Annotated in this window: 12 protein-coding genes; 6 read left to right on the top strand and 6 right to left on the bottom strand. The window is 72.0% G+C overall.

Annotated features, from left to right (window positions below; translation table 11 throughout):
* The first annotated feature begins 43 nt into the window (after positions 1 to 43).
* The gene (locus tag ACTMTJ_RS20810; RefSeq protein WP_441219005.1) at positions 44 to 937 is read left to right on the top strand and encodes a YihY/virulence factor BrkB family protein; all 894 of its coding nucleotides are present in this window, start codon (positions 44 to 46) and stop codon (positions 935 to 937) included.
* Positions 938 to 957: 20 nt separating this feature from the next.
* On the opposite strand, the gene ACTMTJ_RS20805 is transcribed toward ACTMTJ_RS20810, so the two are convergent.
* Positions 958 to 1,482, bottom strand: coding sequence for a response regulator (locus ACTMTJ_RS20805; RefSeq protein ID WP_441219003.1), 525 nt, complete (start codon positions 1,480 to 1,482; stop codon positions 958 to 960).
* 186 nt (positions 1,483 to 1,668) lie between these two features.
* Here ACTMTJ_RS20805 and ACTMTJ_RS20800 point away from each other — a divergent pair, with 186 nt between their 5' ends.
* The gene (locus tag ACTMTJ_RS20800) at positions 1,669 to 2,130 is read left to right on the top strand and encodes a DUF6098 family protein (protein WP_441219002.1); all 462 of its coding nucleotides are present in this window, start codon (positions 1,669 to 1,671) and stop codon (positions 2,128 to 2,130) included.
* A gap of 36 nt (positions 2,131 to 2,166) precedes the next feature.
* Here ACTMTJ_RS20800 and ACTMTJ_RS20795 read toward each other — a convergent pair whose 3' ends face one another.
* Both ACTMTJ_RS20795 and ACTMTJ_RS20790 read right to left on the bottom strand, forming a co-directional pair.
* Complete coding sequence (locus ACTMTJ_RS20795; protein ID WP_441219000.1) at positions 2,167 to 2,928, bottom strand: PIG-L deacetylase family protein; 762 nt, start codon at positions 2,926 to 2,928, stop codon at positions 2,167 to 2,169.
* Positions 2,929 to 2,994: 66 nt separating this feature from the next.
* The gene (locus tag ACTMTJ_RS20790) at positions 2,995 to 4,077 is read right to left on the bottom strand and encodes a LacI family DNA-binding transcriptional regulator (protein ID WP_441218998.1); all 1,083 of its coding nucleotides are present in this window, start codon (positions 4,075 to 4,077) and stop codon (positions 2,995 to 2,997) included.
* A 197-nt stretch (positions 4,078 to 4,274) separates the two neighbouring features.
* On the opposite strand from ACTMTJ_RS20790, the gene ACTMTJ_RS20785 reads away from it, so the two are divergent.
* From ACTMTJ_RS20785 to ACTMTJ_RS20775, 3 genes are all read left to right on the top strand, one after another.
* On the top strand, positions 4,275 to 5,345 hold the full coding sequence (locus tag ACTMTJ_RS20785; RefSeq protein WP_441218996.1) for a substrate-binding domain-containing protein: 1,071 nt from the start codon (positions 4,275 to 4,277) through the stop codon (positions 5,343 to 5,345).
* A gap of 106 nt (positions 5,346 to 5,451) precedes the next feature.
* A complete protein-coding gene (locus ACTMTJ_RS20780; protein WP_441218994.1) occupies positions 5,452 to 6,483 on the top strand; it encodes an ABC transporter permease in 1,032 nt (343 codons plus the stop codon).
* Positions 6,480 to 7,262: an ATP-binding cassette domain-containing protein gene (locus tag ACTMTJ_RS20775; protein WP_441218992.1), complete on the top strand. Its 783-nt coding sequence runs from the start codon at positions 6,480 to 6,482 to the stop codon at positions 7,260 to 7,262. Before ACTMTJ_RS20780 ends, ACTMTJ_RS20775 begins: the two co-directional genes overlap by 4 nt.
* A gap of 25 nt (positions 7,263 to 7,287) precedes the next feature.
* On the opposite strand, the gene ACTMTJ_RS20770 is transcribed toward ACTMTJ_RS20775, so the two are convergent.
* The gene (locus ACTMTJ_RS20770; protein ID WP_441218990.1) at positions 7,288 to 9,585 is read right to left on the bottom strand and encodes a hypothetical protein; all 2,298 of its coding nucleotides are present in this window, start codon (positions 9,583 to 9,585) and stop codon (positions 7,288 to 7,290) included.
* A 145-nt stretch (positions 9,586 to 9,730) separates the two neighbouring features.
* Positions 9,731 to 11,452, bottom strand: a complete 1,722-nt coding sequence (locus ACTMTJ_RS20765) for a hypothetical protein (RefSeq protein WP_441218989.1) — start codon at positions 11,450 to 11,452, stop codon at positions 9,731 to 9,733.
* 133 nt (positions 11,453 to 11,585) lie between these two features.
* Here ACTMTJ_RS20765 and ACTMTJ_RS20760 point away from each other — a divergent pair, with 133 nt between their 5' ends.
* A complete protein-coding gene (locus ACTMTJ_RS20760; protein WP_441218987.1) occupies positions 11,586 to 13,574 on the top strand; it encodes a LuxR C-terminal-related transcriptional regulator in 1,989 nt (662 codons plus the stop codon).
* Positions 13,575 to 13,580: 6 nt separating this feature from the next.
* Here ACTMTJ_RS20760 and ACTMTJ_RS20755 read toward each other — a convergent pair whose 3' ends face one another.
* On the bottom strand, positions 13,581 to 14,942 hold the full coding sequence (locus tag ACTMTJ_RS20755; RefSeq protein ID WP_441218985.1) for a PLP-dependent aminotransferase family protein: 1,362 nt from the start codon (positions 14,940 to 14,942) through the stop codon (positions 13,581 to 13,583).
* Between the last annotated feature and the right edge of the window lie 16 nt (positions 14,943 to 14,958).

The raw sequence follows: 14,958 nt of genomic DNA, 5'->3' as shown, positions 1-14,958 counted from the left end.
ACCGGACCGGCCGAGCAAGCTGACCGGCCGATCCTGGTGGGGCGTGCTGAGGCGGACCGTGCGGGAGTTCGGTGAGGACAAGCTGACCGACTGGGCGGCGGCGCTGACCTACTACGCCGTGCTGTCGATCTTTCCCGGGCTGCTCCTGCTCGTCTCGATCCTCGGCCTGGTCGGCACCCCTGCCCTCCAGCCACTGATCGACAACATGGGCACCATCGCTCCGGGACCGGTGGGCGACATCCTCGCCGACGGAGCGCAGAGCCTCACCGAGGCTCAGGGCGCCGCGGGACTGCTGGCCATCGTGGGTGCCGCCGGCGCCCTCTGGTCGGCATCCGGGTACATCGCGGCGTTCATGCGCGCCGCCAACGCGATCTACGACGTACCCGAGGGCCGACCGTTCTGGAAGACCGTGCCGATCCGGCTCGGCGTCACGGTCGTGGTCGGCGCTCTGCTGGCGGTCAGCGCCATCATGGTCGTCCTGACCGGCGACCTGGCGCAGCGTGTCGGCGACGCGTTCAACGTGGGGTCCGTGCTGGTCACCGCCTGGGGCATCGTCAAGTGGCCGATCCTGGTGGTGATCGTCAGCCAGATGTTCGCCCTGCTCTACTGGGCCTCACCCAACGCTCGGCAGGGCGGCTTCCGGTGGATCAGTCCGGGCGGTCTGCTGGCGGTGCTGCTGTGGCTGGTCGCCTCCGCCGGCTTCGCGCTCTACGTCGCCAACTTCGCCTCGTACAACAAGACCTACGGTGTGCTCGGCGGCGTCATCATCTTCTTCGTCTGGCTCTGGATATCCAACATCGCCGTCCTGCTGGGCGCGGAGTTCGACGCCGAGCTGCACCGTGCCCGCGCGATCGCCGCCGGCCACCCCGCCGACCGCGAGCCGTACGTGGAACTGCGCGACACCAGGCGCCTCAAGGACGAGGACGACCTGGCCTGACCCGGTCGAGCGGGGCGGGTTCAGCTAGCGGGGTCGGCGGGCGCGGGTGCCGCCGGGCCGCCGGTGCCACCGTCGTGCCGGGTCGAGTCGGAGATCCGCTGGGGCAGCGTGACGGTGTTGCCGTAGAAGTTGCGGATCTCGGCCACCACCCGTTCGAAGTCGATCAGATCGATGGGCTTGGTGACGTAGGCGTTGGCGTGCCCGATGTAGCTGTCGGCGACGTCGTCGGGGGTCGCCGAGGTGGTGAACACGACCACCGGGATCGCCTTCAGATCCGGGTCGGCCTTGATCCGCGTGAGAACCTGTCGGCCGTCGACACCGGGCATGTTGAGGTCGAGCAGGATCAGATCCGGACGCGGCGCCTCGGCGTAGCCGCCTTCCCGGCGCAGGAACTCCAACGCCTCGGCGCCGTTTACCGCGTGATGCAGGACGGTCTGGACCAGATGGTCGGCGAACGCGGTCTCCACCAGCGCGAAGTCACCCGCGTCGTCCTCGACGACGAGGACCTGCAACGGCGCCGGCTCGGCCTCGGACCGTCCCTTCACGACCGGCAGCCCCGCGCGGCGGGGAGTCGAGCTGGATGGTGGACGGCGGCAGCCTGATCAACCCGCATGGGCACACTCTACGACCCGCCGGGCCGCCTACCGGCACCCCGACCCGCCGGCCTGTCGTCCACCCGCGCGGCGACGGTAAACACGATTTGATGGCCCGAAGGCGGGCATTTACCCCGTATGGAGCTGCCGACCATTCACGACCTTGACGAGCTGGCCGATCTGGTCGAGCAGGTACGCGGTCGGGAGCACCTTTACGTCCGGTGGTCAGAGGGGCCGGACGCCGACCTGAGCGGCGATGGCGGCGGTGACCAGTCCAGCCGCGACTCGCTCACCGGCGTGACATTGCCGGGCCTCTCCGCCAACCCCCTCGATGTCGAGCAATGGTGGGAGGACCGCCCGATTCGGCTGTGGGTGGCCCGCCGCCTCTACGACTACCGCCACCTGCGTGACCTCCGCGGTCCCGGCGTACGCCCGTGGGTCCTGGCCGGAGATGAGCGTGGTCGGGGGCCGGACAACGAGCCGCTGGTGCGCTGCCGCCGCCCGATCGCGTGGGTGTCGGAGCGGGCGCTTCGCCAGTGCGAGGAGGCCGTGCAAGCGCAGCACTCTCCCGAGTGGGGCCCGCTGCACCGGGTCGACTGAGCGGGTCTGAACGTCGCATACCGGACGCGATGGGCCTCAGAAAAGGCTGAGCTTGAACACCTCGAAGGCAGCCGCGTACTTGACGCCGAGGCGGTTGCCGGTCTGCCGGGAGAAGCCTTCCAGGAACTCCTCGGGGTCGAAGCCGCCGGAGCCCAGGCCGCGCAGGTAGGCGTCATGCGCCTTGAGCGACTGGACGCCCAGGTCGAACGTGTCGGTGGTGTCGACCGCGTGCTTCGACAGCGGTGAGGCGGCGGCCCAGACCTGCCGGACGCCGCCCCACTTCTCCAGGCCCTCGTCGATCTGCTCGCGGAAGACCCACCGGTTGCCGGCGTCGCGGGCGGCGTCGAGCACGGCCCGGCCGGTGACGATGTGGTCGGACATGTTCAGCGCGTCGCCGGCCTCGTCCCAGCTGTCCCGGAAGTTGTTGGTGATCACGATGTCCGGTTTGTACGTGCGGATCACCCGGCACAGGTCGCGGCGCAACGCGACGCCGTACTCCAGGACGCCGTCGGGCAGCCCGAGGAAGTCCACCTGGGTCACGCCGACGATCTCGGCGGACGCGCGCTGCTCCGCCTCGCGTGCCGGGCCGGCCTCCGCCGGGTCCATGCCGTCGATGCCGGCCTCGCCGCTGGTGAGCAGCGCGTAGGCGATCTGCTTGCCCTGCCTCGTCCAGCGGGCGATGGCCGCCGCCGCGCCGAACTCCAGGTCGTCGGGGTGGGCCACGATGGCAAGCCCGCGCTGCCAATCCTCGTCCAGGGGCTCCAGCGGCTTGGGCACGATGGGCGCGTCACCAGTCATGCCGCCAATCCTGCCTTGACTCCGTCGCGAACCGACAACCACCCCACGCGCGAAGGCGACGCCGTCCTACGGCTTGGCCGCATGGGGGCCGAGGATCTCACCCGAGCCGCGCGGGACGAGCCGGGTCGGTACGAAGTGGACGGTCGGCTCCCAGCGCTCGCCGTCGAGGCGGCGGAAGATGAGTGACGCGGCGAGCCGTCCCATCGCCGCGGGATCTTGCGCGACCACGGTGACCGGCGGCTGGAGCAGGTCTGCGAGGGGGAAGTCGTCGTAGCCGACGAGCGCCACCCGGTGGTGCAGGTCGAGCTGGCGCAGCGCGCGCACCGCGCCGATGGTGACGAGGTTTTGCGCGGTGAAGAGCGCGGTCGGCGGGGACTCGCCGGTGAGCAGGTCGTGCGTGGCCCGCTGGGCGGCCTCCTCGGTGTGCAGGTCGAGCACGATGTGCTCCGGTGCGGGCCGGATGCCGTGGTCGCTGAGGGATTCTTTGTAGCCCAGCAGGCGTTGCCGCGCGGTGGCGATCGACGTCAGGTCGCCGAGGAATCCGATGTCGCGGTGGCCGTGGGCGACCAGGTGGCGGACCGCCTCGGCGGCGCCCGCGTGGTTGTCGACCAGGACCGCGTCGACGTCGATGCCGACCGGCGGGCGGTCGACGAAGACGATCGGGGTGCCGGCGTTGACCTCGCTGGCGAGGTAGCGCTGGCTGTCGCTGGCGGGCACGACGACCAGGGCGTCGGCCTGCCGCGTGGTGAACGCGTGGATCAGCGACCGCTCCCGCTGGGGATCCTCGTCGACGCTGCCCGCGAAGATCATGACGTCGCGGCCGTGTGCCACGTCTTCGAGCGCGCGGTGCAGAGCCGACGAGAACGGGTTGGAGACGTCCTCCAGCACGGCGGCGATCGCGGCGGTGCGGCCGTTGGCGCGGCGCAGGCTGCTCGCCGTGAAGTTGGGCCGATAGTCGAGCTTGGCCACCGCCTGCTGGACGGCCGCGACCTTCGCGGCGGTCACGCCGCCCTCGCCGTTGACGACCCGGGACGCGGTCTTGGTGCTGACACCGGCCAGCAGCGCCACGTCACGCAGCGTCGGGCGGCCCTTGGGCACGGACATCTCGGAGGGGGCGGGCGAGGGCTCCGCGGGTGTCTCCTGCGTCATTTCCGTCCCCCTTCACCGGACAGTTTCGCATCCCATGCGGGCGAGGCGTCGCCCCGCCGAAGCGTGAACCCATTCGACAACGATGTCAAGTAACCTATTGACACACAGCACAGCGCGAGGGTTAACCTCCTCGACATCGTTGTCGAGCTGGTTTGGCTGGGTTCGGCGACGGCTCACCCCCGAATGAAGGAGCGGACATGAGAAAGCGCACCGGCCGTCGGGCCGCGCGTCTGTTCGCCGCCGTAGCCGCCCTGAGCCTGCTGGCCACCGCATGCGGCGGCGACGACGCGGGCGACGACGGTGTGGCGGTCTCGCTGATCACCAAAAACTCCACGAACCCGTTCTTCGTCACCATGCAGGACGGCGCCAAGAAGGCCGCCGAGGCCGATGGCGTCAAGCTCACCGTCGCCGCCGGCAAGGAGGACGGTGACGAGGCCGGCCAGGTGCAGGCGATCGAGGACGCGATCGCCCGCGGCGACGAGGGCATCCTGATCACGCCGAACGGCCCCGGCGTCAATCCCGCGATCAAGAAGGCGCGGGAGGCCGGGCTGTACGTCATCGCTCTGGACACGCCGCCCGACCCGGCGGACACAGTGGACATCACGTTCGCTACCGACAACTTCAAGGCCGGTGAGCTGATCGGCAAGTGGACGGCGGCCCAGCTCGCCGGCAAGCCCGCGACGATCGCACTGCTCGACCTGTTCAACGACAAGATCGTCTCGGTCGACTACAACCGCGACCAGGGCTTCCTCACCGGCATGGGCATCGACACCGGCGACAAGGCCAAGAACGGCGACGAGGCGCCGACCGGCAGCTACTCCGGCGGGACCTACACGATCGTCTGCAACGAGCCGACCGAGGGCGCCGAGGACGGCGGGCGCACCGCCATGGAGCGCTGCCTGGCCAAGAACCCGAACATCAACGTCGTCTACACCATCAACGAGCCGGCCGCGGTCGGCGCGCAGAAGGCCATGCAGGCCGCCGGTACCAAGGACGTGCTCGTCGTCTCCGTGGACGGCGGTTGCCAGGGCGTGCAGCAGGTCAAGAGCGGCCTGATCAACGCCACGTCACAGCAGTACCCGGTGAAGATGGCCGAGCTCGGCGTCAAGGCGATCAAGCAGATCGCGACCGGCGGAGCCAAGCCCGCCGTCACCAGCGGGCTCGACTTCTACGACACGGGTGTCGCGCTGGTGACCGACAAGCCGGCCACCGGCGTCGAGAGCATCGACAGCACCGAGGGCGCGAAGATCTGCTGGGGCACGGCCTGACGTTGCTCATCCGGCCGCGGCGCCGTCCGGGCGTCGCGGCCGGCCGCCCCGGGCGGCCACCGAGCGACGCGAGCGAGACCCAGCAGAGCCCCCGAAGGGAGTTGGCGTGTCCACCACAACCACACCGGCCAGCACCGCCAGCGAGCAGTTCGCACTGCGCCGGCGAGCACCGGCGCAACGGATCCAGCACCTGCTGCACTCGCATCCGGCGATCAGCCCGTTCCTGGTGCTGGTCATCTCGTTCATCGTCTTCTCGGCGATCAACCCTCGGTTCTCCTCGGCCAACTCGCTGTCGCTCGTCCTACAGCAGGTGGCGGTGATCGGGGCGCTGGCCGTCGGGCAGACGCTGATCATCCTGACCGCCGGGATCGACCTGTCCGTCGGCGCGATCACGATCCTGTCCATGATGGTCACGGCGAAGCTCGCCGAGGGCGCCGGCCTGCCCGGCGTGCTGGCCATCGGCGTCGGCGTCCTGCTCGGCGTCGCGGCCGGCCTGGTGAACGGCGCCCTGGTCACCCGGATCAAACTGCCGCCGTTCATCGTCACCCTCGGCACGCTGAGCGTCTTCACCGCCATCGGCCTGCTCTACTCGCGCGGCCAGAGCGTGCAGGCGGTCGACATGCCGGACCTGCTGAGCTGGACCGGTGAGTCCTTCCGGATCGGCGACTTCCGGATCACCACCGGCGTCGTACTGGTCGCCGTGCTCTACGTGGTGGTCGGGTTCGCGCTGGCCAACACGGCGTGGGGCAGGCACGTGTACGCGGTCGGCGACGACAAGGAAGCGGCGCGGCTGGCCGGCATCCGGGTCGATCGCGTGCTGCTCAGCGTGTACACGGTCGCCGGAGCCATCTACGGACTGACCGCGTGGATCCTGATCGGCCGGGCCGGCGCCGCCAGCCCGAACGCCATCACCGACGCCAACCTGGAGAGCATCACGGCCGTCGTCATCGGCGGCACCAGCCTCTTCGGCGGCCGGGGCGCCGTGCTGGGCACGCTGCTCGGCGCGCTGATCGTCGGCTTCTTCCGCAGCGGACTGTCGCTGGCCGGCGTGGACGACCAGTACCGCGTGCTCGCGGTCGGACTGCTGGTCATCCTCGCGGTGGCCGTCGACCAGTGGATCAGGAAGGTGAAAGCATGACCGCCTCCCCCGTACTGTCGGCACGCGGCATGGTCAAGACCTTCGGCCACGTCGTCGGGCTCGACGGCGTCGACCTCGACCTGTACCCCGGCGAGGTCCTCGGCATCATCGGCGACAACGGCGCCGGCAAGTCGACGCTCGTCAAGTGCCTCACCGGCGCCCTCGTCCCGGACACCGGCCAGATATTCATCGACGGGCAGCCGGTGCACTTCAAACGGCCGCAGGACGCCCGGGACGCCGGCATCGAGACCGTGTACCAGACCCTCGCCGTCGCGCCGGCACTCGACATCGCCAGCAACCTGTACCTCGGCCGGGAACGCCGCCGGCCCGGGTTCCTCGGCAGCGTGCTGCGGATGACCGACAAGAAGGGCATGCGCCGCGATGCCGCCAAGGCCATGGCCGACCTTGGCATCGGCACGCTGCAAAACATGGCCCAGCCCGTGGAGACCCTCTCCGGCGGGCAGCGCCAGGCGGTGTCGGTGGCGCGCGCGGCGGCGTTCGGCAGCAAGATGATCGTGCTCGACGAGCCCACCGCGGCGCTCGGCGTCAAAGAGTCCAACCAGGTCCTCAAGATGATCCGTGAGGTCCGGTCCCGAGGGCTGCCGGTCATCCTGATCAGCCACAACATGCCGCACGTCTTCGAGGTCGCCGACCGCATCCACATCCAGCGCCTGGGCCGCTGCGCCGCCGTCGTCACGCCGGCCTCCCACACGATGTCGGAGGCCGTCGCCATCATGACAGGCGCGACGACCCTCGCCGAGACGCCCGGCCGCTCCTGACCGCGTCGTCAGGCGCGGCGGTGACTCACGGCATGGGGTCGTCGTCCCGGATGTATATGCCGCCGTCGTAGTCACCGATCACCGTGCCGCGAAGCGCCTTCGCCGCCACGATGATCTGCTGGTCTCCGTCGAAGGTGGTGTTGCCGGTGACCTGGATCGGCACGTCGATCCGGGTGACGCCGGGCCGTACCGTGACCAGCCGCTCGGTCACCTCGCCCTTGCCGGACGAGTCGACGATCAGCAGGCGGACCTCGCCGTGGCCGCTGCCGGAGACGGTGAGCGGCACCTGATAGGTGACCGTGCCCGAGTCGCCTTCGTCCACAGCGAACTGTCCAATGTCGATCCGGGGCAGGCGCACCGGCCGCGGATCGGGTGTGCCCGCTCGCCAGCCCCACGCGTCCACCAGCCACGCCTGTGCGGACGGGGCCGCCGGCGCCAGCTCCAGGGCGGCGATCTGGCCGAGGTCGACCGTGGTGCCTCGCGGGATCGGCACCCGCACCTCCCGCGCCCAGTGGGCCGTCGTGCGCTGCGTGGCCGGTAGCCCGTCGACCCGCACCTGGCCGAGCACGGCGCGGCGGCCGGCGGTGTCGGTGACGGCCACGTCGAACCGGGCGCCGGCGGTGTTGGGCGGCAGGATCAGCCGCAGGGCGACCGCGCTCGCGCCGACCAGCGAGGCCGGGGCGGCGGGTCGGATCGTAGCCGGCCCCGTCCCGGTCAGCGCGACCGAGTACCGGCCGGGCTCGGACGAGAACCAGCCGAACGGCACGAAGTGCGGCGACTGGCCCTGCGACCGCCCCGGGTCGAGGCACGCGGCCGCGCGGTCGGTGTCGACCTGCGTGCAGAGCCGGGCCGCGCCGCTCGTCCGAGTGGACGCGTCCGGCGTGACCAGCGGGCTACGGACGCCGCCGACCGCGTGGGTGTACACGCGAGCCGATCCGGCCGAGGCGGCGCGGACGGGCGTGCCGTCCAGCAGCGGCCGCACCCGGTCGTCGCGGTGGACGAACAGGCGCGCCGCGGCGGCGACGTACGTCGCGCCGACGGTCTGCTGCTGCCGCGCGGTGAGCCGGATCCCCTTGCCCGGCGAGCAGACCTGGTCGTCGTCCGCTTCCCAGAAGTCGTCCCATGCGGGCGCCACGGCCTGCCCCGGCGTCCACTCCGTGTTGTAGAAGTTGTGGTTGGCGCCGACCATGTATACCGCGCTGTGCAGGCCGGTGCCGCCGCTCACCCCGCGCGTGCCGTCCACATAGATCTGTCCTTGCAGGTCGGAGACGTCACCGTCACACCCGGGCAGAAACGTCACCGACGGCACGTCCGGCGCCGGGTTGTGCCCGAAGACAGTCGGTCCGATGAGGACGGTGCCGCGGATGGTCCAGCGCACCGCCCCCGGGTAGCCCGCGGTCGAGCGCGGGCTGAGGCTGTCGATGACGGCGCGGTTGACTCCCTCACCGCCGCGGGAGTGGCCGACCAGGAGCACCCGCGACATGTCGACCGGCGGCGACTGCCGCACGACGGCCGGGGCGCCGGACCGGGCGGCACCCGCCCAGCTCGCCCAGCGGCCCAGGTGGTGGCGTACCAGCGAGGACCGGGCGTGCGCGCCGCCGTCGTCGATCGCCCAGTCCTGGCCGTTGATCCCGTTCGCGCTGATGGAGACCGTCACGTATCCCTGCGAGGCGAGCAGCTGCTGTGCCTGGAGGTAGCCGCGGTAGCTGGGGATGGGGCGCCAGCCCCGGGGGCACGGCCAGTCACCGGAGGATTCCTTGCCGAGATAGCAGGTGCTGTGCCGGCCGTGCAGAAACAGCACGAGCGGCCGGGCACCCGGCGCACCGCGCGGCGCGACCACGACGCCGGTCATCTCCGCCGCCGCCGGGAAGCCCGGCAGCTTGACGCCCGCCAGGTTGTACTCGCCGGTGACCGTCTGGTACGCCCCGGGCTTACCCGGATCCGGATAGACGGGGAGCGGCGCCGGCAGCGTCACCGCGGCCGCCGCGCCCGCTTGGCTCTTGGGGGCGGCGGCGTCGAGCCGGCGCCCGCCGGCGTGTGCCTCCAGCCGGGTCAGGTCGGCGGGGCTGGCATCCAGGTCGAGCCGGAACGTGCGCCCGTCGCGCTCCGCCATCGGCCGTCCGAGCGGCCGGTCGCCGACCCGGAACTCGACCGCCGCGTCGCCCATCGGCACTGGCCGCGGCGACCGCCACACCAGCCGTACACCGTCTCCGATGTGGACGATCGTCCATCCCGGTGGGACCGCGCCGCCGGAGTCCGGCGGTGGCGCCTGCCCGAGCGCCACACCCGCCGCTCCGAGGAGCAGACACACCACCGTTGTCACCGATACCAGGATTCTTCGGGCACGCACCATCGTTCCTCCCCCGTGAACGGTGTCCCTTCCTCCCTAGACGCTCGGCGGCGCGGCCGGGTTGCGTCTATCCGCGATCAGTTGAGCGAGTCGGACCCGGGCCGTGGCTTTCGGGCGGTCAGCCGCCCTGTGTGAAGGGACATGGGGTCGCGGTGGGCAGGGGTCCGAGGGGACCGCCGCCGCTGCCGCCGGGGGTGCAGGAGTTGGGCGGTGGGGTCCAGCCGGGAGGCATCGGCGTCCATTCGACCTCGCCCTGCGCGTTCGTTTCCATCTTGAGCCACTTGCCGGACGGGTCCTGCATGTAGTAGCTGAAGGCGGGGCCGTTGTCCGGCGGCGGGTTGCCGGCGTTGGCCTGGGCCAGTCCGAAGTAGGCGCCGAACATGTAGTCGGTGATGTACCCGCCCGGCGTCCCGGTCGCGCCGCCGGTGGGCGGTACGGTGCCCGGGTAGGTGAGCGTGCCGTTCGCGTCGGCGACCGCGGTGTTGCAGGTCTGCGCGCCCTGCGCGATGGTGCACAGCTCGTCGGTGTGGCTGTCGAGCCAACTGTCCAGGTCGGTCTTGACCAGCGTGTCGTTGGGGCCGTACCGGTGCGGATCGGTGATCACGCCGGTGAAGTTGGGCCCTTCCGGAAACATCGCGGGAAATTGCTGGGCGGTCCAGGTGGCCAGCGCCTTGCCGACCGCGACCGTGCCGAACTGGTTGTAGTGGAAGCTCTCCTGGGTGGCGTGCAGCTTGTGCCGCTTCCACAGTTCGTCGAGGTTGATGTGCAGTCCGTTGAAGTAGGAGCTTGGCTGGCCGAGCTCGTGGCCGGCGATGAGGCCGCCGGCGTTGGGGTCGAAGATGCGCGGCTGCGGCGCGGACGGGTACCTCTGCTGGAACGAGGCGACCGCCTGCCGGATGGCGTTGTTGAGCGCGGCGCCGAAGGGGTACATCTTGTCCAGCGCGCTGCCGAAGATGAACGGGATGTCCGGGTTGCCGCTTGGTTTGAGCCCCAGCGGATAGAGCATCACCACGATCTGGGCGTTCGGTGCCCGCTGCCAGGTGCGGGTGAGCGCGTTCTCGATGTTGAGCTTGACCTGCGGCATCAGGGCGAGCAGCTGCTGCGCCTTGCGGGCCACGGCCGCGGTCTGCACAAGGCGGTCGATGTTGGGGACGGGGATCGGGTGCAGCCGCTGTTCCAGCTTCGCCGCGATGAGCCAGCCGATGGCCGCCTCGAAGAGCTCGGCGTAACGGGCGTCGTTGCCGCCGAAGCCGAAGAAGACGAGGTTGCTGAGCGGGTCGATGCCGTCCAGCTGCGGCCCGGAGCGCGGCAGGTTGGTGTCCGGGTCGATCTGGCTGGTGGTGAGGTGGGCGGTGGTGGCGCCGGAGGACGCCACGAAGCTCAGGCGGTCGCCGCCCCAGGCGCTCTCGACCCGGTTCGAGGCGACCGTGTACGGCGCGCGGGGCCAGCGCTTCGCGGACAGGTAGAGCCAGGCCAGGTGCGCCTGCGAGTACCCGGACTGATGCCGCCAGTCCTGCTCCCCGTTGGGCTTCGTGGGGTAGACGTTGCCGCCCGTTCCCTCGCCGGATATGTAGCTGTCGCCGGCGATCGCCGAGGTGAGCGGCGGCGGGTTGAAGTGCAGGGTGGTGGAGATGACCGGCGGCCGGCTGAGTGAGGGAGACGGGACGGGCGGCCGGACCAGGTCGGCCCCGGCCTGGCCGGCGAACGCGAGCACGCCGGCGGCCGTGACGACCATGGCGGCCAGCGCCGCGACGAACGCGCGTCGTGGCCGGCGCTCCGGGCCTTTTGGCGGGTACGGGACGGCGTCCGGTCGATGCGGTCGGATGCTGGGCTGCTCCACGTCTGCCTCCCCAAAGTTGCCGTGAGTATGGCGTGAAGATCAGCCGGTGAGCATCGGGTAACTCCCCAATGGACACCCCAAGCCGGCCGAACGGCGGTCGTTGCCGCGCGCGGTGGTCAATACCGTGCGGTCTATGGACGTGGACGCCGATCCGGTGCCGCCGCGGGAGTTCGAGGCCCTGCCGGAGACGGTTCGCCGCTTGGCCGACGCGGCGTCGGTCGCCGGCGACCACGCCCCACTCGGGCTCGTCGCGTACATCGCCCAGGTCACCACCGCGGCCGCGGCCGCGGGGCTGGACGTGCTGTGCCGCGCCGGTATCGGCTCGATCGTGGGCACCGACTTCGTCTTCCCGAGCCCGTCGTCGCGCGCCGCCGTCTACGCGGCCACCGGGCCGGGCTGGCGGATCACGGCGCACGCCAGGGCGGCGGACTACCTGCGGCAGCGCGGCGGACCGGTCGCGTCGCTGGCCCACCACACCGAGCGGTCCGCGCAGTACGGTGACGAGCGTGCCGCCCGGACGCTCGGCGGCGCCGGCACGGACATGCTGGAGACCTCGCCGGAAGCGGCGGCCCGGCTGCTGCGGGCGGCCCTCCGGGTGTTGCCGGAGCGGACGGACCTCGCGGCCTACCGGTCCACGCTGCGGGTCGCGCTGGCCCGCGCGACCGGCGTCATGGGCGAGCTGACCGAGAGCCGGCGGCTGCTGCACGAGACGATGCGGGCGCCCGACCAGACACGGGCGTCGGCGGTGGCGTTCTCCTCGGTGGTGTCCCGGCTGCTCGGCCACCTCGACGAGGCGGACGCGCAGCTCACCACCGAGATGCGTGACGGGGCCGGCCAGGGTCGCGTGCGCGCCCAGCTGCTGACCGAGGTCGCCGCCGTCGCGGTACTCCAGGGCCGCCCGGACCAGGCACGCCAGCCGGCGCTGCGGGCGATCGCGCTGGTGGCGGGCACAGCGGATCCCGCGCTGGAGTCCGCCGGCCACGCGGTGCTGGCATTGGCGCATCTGCTGCGCGACGAGGTCCAGGAGGCCCGTACCCACATGGAGCGGGCAGGTTGGCTGATGGACAGCGCGCCGGACACGGTCCTGCTCGAACACGTCGAGCTGGTCGGGCCGCTGTCCTGGGTGGAGACCGACCTCGGGCACCGGCGCCGCACGTCCCGCCATCTGGCCCGCGGCATCGAGGTGGCCAGCCGGGCCGGGCGCACCCACGCCCTGCCGTACCTGTTCATCGCGCGGGCGCACCTGGCGACCCGGTCGGGCCGGCTCGCCGACGCGGTCGACAGCGCCGCGCGGGCGGCCGAGGTGTCACGGCGGATCGGCAGCGCCGAGACGCTGGCCATGGCCCGGGCGGTGCTGCTGCTGCCGACCCTCTGGCGGCACGGTGTCGCCGCGGCGCGCGGCCTGGCGGCCGAGGTGTCCGCCCACCGCCCGGACTCGCCGTGGTGGGCCGGCCTGACCCGGCTGTACCTGGCCCGGCTGCACCTGTCCACCGGCGACCTCGACGCCTGCCGGGACGAGCTGTCCACAACGGACACCGACGGATACGGGCTGGCGCTGGCCGCCACCGCGAGCGGCGACCGGGACGCCGCGGAGCGGGCGCTGGCCAAGGCTCGGGCGACAGGGCTGGCCCACCTGCTCGGCACCGCGCACGAGGCATACGCCCGGGTCCTGCTTCGCCACGACGACCCCGCGGGCGCGGAAACCTCGGCGCGGTCCGCGATCGACCACTTCGCCGCCGCTGGCACGCCGCTCGACCGCGGCCTCGCCCGCCAGCTCCTCGCCGAGATCCACGCCGCCACGGGCGAGGTCGACGCCATGCGCGCCGAGCTCGGGCAGGCCAAGGCGGCCTTCCACGCGGCGGGTGCCGACTGGCTCGCCGGCCGGCTGGCCCGGCTCGAAGTACGGCTGGCGGCCCGACTCCCCCGGACCCGCACCGGCCCGCTCACCGCCCGGGAGCGGCAGGTCGCCGAGCTGGTCGGCCAAGGCCTGACCAACCGCGAGGTCGCCCAACGCCTGCACGTCAGCCGTAAGACCGTCGAGGCGCACCTCACGCGGGTCTTCAGCAAGCTCGACGTACACACCCGCGCCGCGCTCGCCCGCCGCCTCGCCGCCTCGCCGTAGCGATGTTCAGATCGTTTCGAGCACCTCGGTGAGCGCCGCCAAGGCGTGGCGCAGGGCGGCGCCGGTCGGGTGGCCGTACGCGATCACCAGCGCGTGCGGGGCCGGCGACCCGCCCCAGTAGTACCGGGCCAGCGTCCGCACCCGTACCGCCTTGGCGGCGAGCATCTCGGCGACCTCGTCCGCGTCCGCGCCGGGAGGCAGGTACAGCGGTGTGGCGCCCGTCGTCTCCGGCGGACCGAGCCGGATCCGGTCGCCGAAGGGTGCGAGCGTCGACTCCAGAAACTGGCGCTTGTACGCGTACAGACGGGCGACCCCGCGGCTGTGTGCCTGGATCGTGCCGTCCCGCAGCAGCTTGGCCGCGGCCAGCTGGAGTACGTACGGCGGCGTCTCGCCGCTGTCGCGCAGCAGCCGGGTGACCGGTGCCGCCAGCGCGGCGGGGACGACCGCGTAGCCGAGCTGGAGGGCTGGCGTAAGGTGTTCGCCGATCGTCCCGGCCAGTACCGTGCGGTCGACGCCGGCGGCGGCCAGGAGGCCGGGCAACGAGGTCGGGCCCGAGGACGGCGTCCCGGCCGGCGTGAGCACGACGGTATGGCCGCCGGTGCGTTCCGCCCACGCCACCAGGGCTCGCCTGCGCTCCAGCGGCATCGGCTGGCCCAGCGGCAGCTGGCCGTCCGGCGCGACGACGAGTACCCGGCAGTCCGGCGGTACGCCGTCCAGCGTGGCGCCCTGCCCGTCGACCGGCAGTGGGATGGGCGTGCCGGCCACGGCGTGGATGGCGGGTGGGGCCGGGAGCTCCAGGCCGACCGGGCCGCGGCCGAGCGCGGCGAGGGCGAGCCGCAGGGCGTGGGCGGCGCTGTTGGTGATCACGACGAGGTGGCGGTCCAGCGACACGCCCGTGGGCCACAGCACCTGCCGGACCAGGGCGTTGCGCAGCTCCGGCAGCCCGAGCACGGGTACCCGGGCCGGTGGCGGGGCGGACGCCGCACGGCGCCACGCGGTGGTCCAGGCGGCGGTGGGAAACAGCTCGCCGGCGAGGCGGCCGGGTGTGAGATCCACGGTGGGCGGCGGGCCGAGGGCCGTGCGGCGCGGCGTCCCGCGGGTGCGCGCGGCCACGTAGGTGCCGGATCCGCGGCGCGCTTCCAGGTAGCCGCGGGTCAGCAGCTCGGTGTACGCGGCCGAGGCGACACCGCGGGAGATGCCCAGCTCGGTGGCGAGCGTACGGGTGGACGGCATGCGCATCCCGCCGGGCAGCCGGCCCTGGTCGACGGCGACGATCATCTGATCGGTGATCTGCGCGTGCAACGAGCGCCGCGGTTCGCCCTCCGGGTCCAGCTGGATCGGTATGGTTAGCGGTTCCCTGGATCGCATGGTCTTAGATATAGAG

The sequence above is a fragment of the Phytohabitans sp. LJ34 genome (genome assembly GCF_052068095.1).
Lineage (GTDB): Bacteria > Actinomycetota > Actinomycetes > Mycobacteriales > Micromonosporaceae > Phytohabitans.
This window is presented reverse-complemented; position numbering and strand designations above follow the sequence as displayed.

What these genes read in the sequence shown, in the direction of transcription:
- ACTMTJ_RS20790 (WP_441218998.1), bottom strand. Translation starts at nt 4,077, where the DNA reads ATGACGCAGGAGACACCCGCGGAGCCCTCGCCCGCCCCCTCCGAGATG.
- ACTMTJ_RS20775 (WP_441218992.1), top strand. Translation starts at nt 6,480, where the DNA reads ATGACCGCCTCCCCCGTACTGTCGGCACGCGGCATGGTCAAGACCTTC.
- ACTMTJ_RS20755 (WP_441218985.1), bottom strand. Translation starts at nt 14,942, where the DNA reads ATGCGATCCAGGGAACCGCTAACCATACCGATCCAGCTGGACCCGGAG.
- ACTMTJ_RS20760 (WP_441218987.1), top strand. Translation starts at nt 11,586, where the DNA reads ATGGACGTGGACGCCGATCCGGTGCCGCCGCGGGAGTTCGAGGCCCTG.
- ACTMTJ_RS20800 (WP_441219002.1), top strand. Translation starts at nt 1,669, where the DNA reads ATGGAGCTGCCGACCATTCACGACCTTGACGAGCTGGCCGATCTGGTC.
- ACTMTJ_RS20795 (WP_441219000.1), bottom strand. Translation starts at nt 2,928, where the DNA reads ATGACTGGTGACGCGCCCATCGTGCCCAAGCCGCTGGAGCCCCTGGAC.
- ACTMTJ_RS20785 (WP_441218996.1), top strand. Translation starts at nt 4,275, where the DNA reads ATGAGAAAGCGCACCGGCCGTCGGGCCGCGCGTCTGTTCGCCGCCGTA.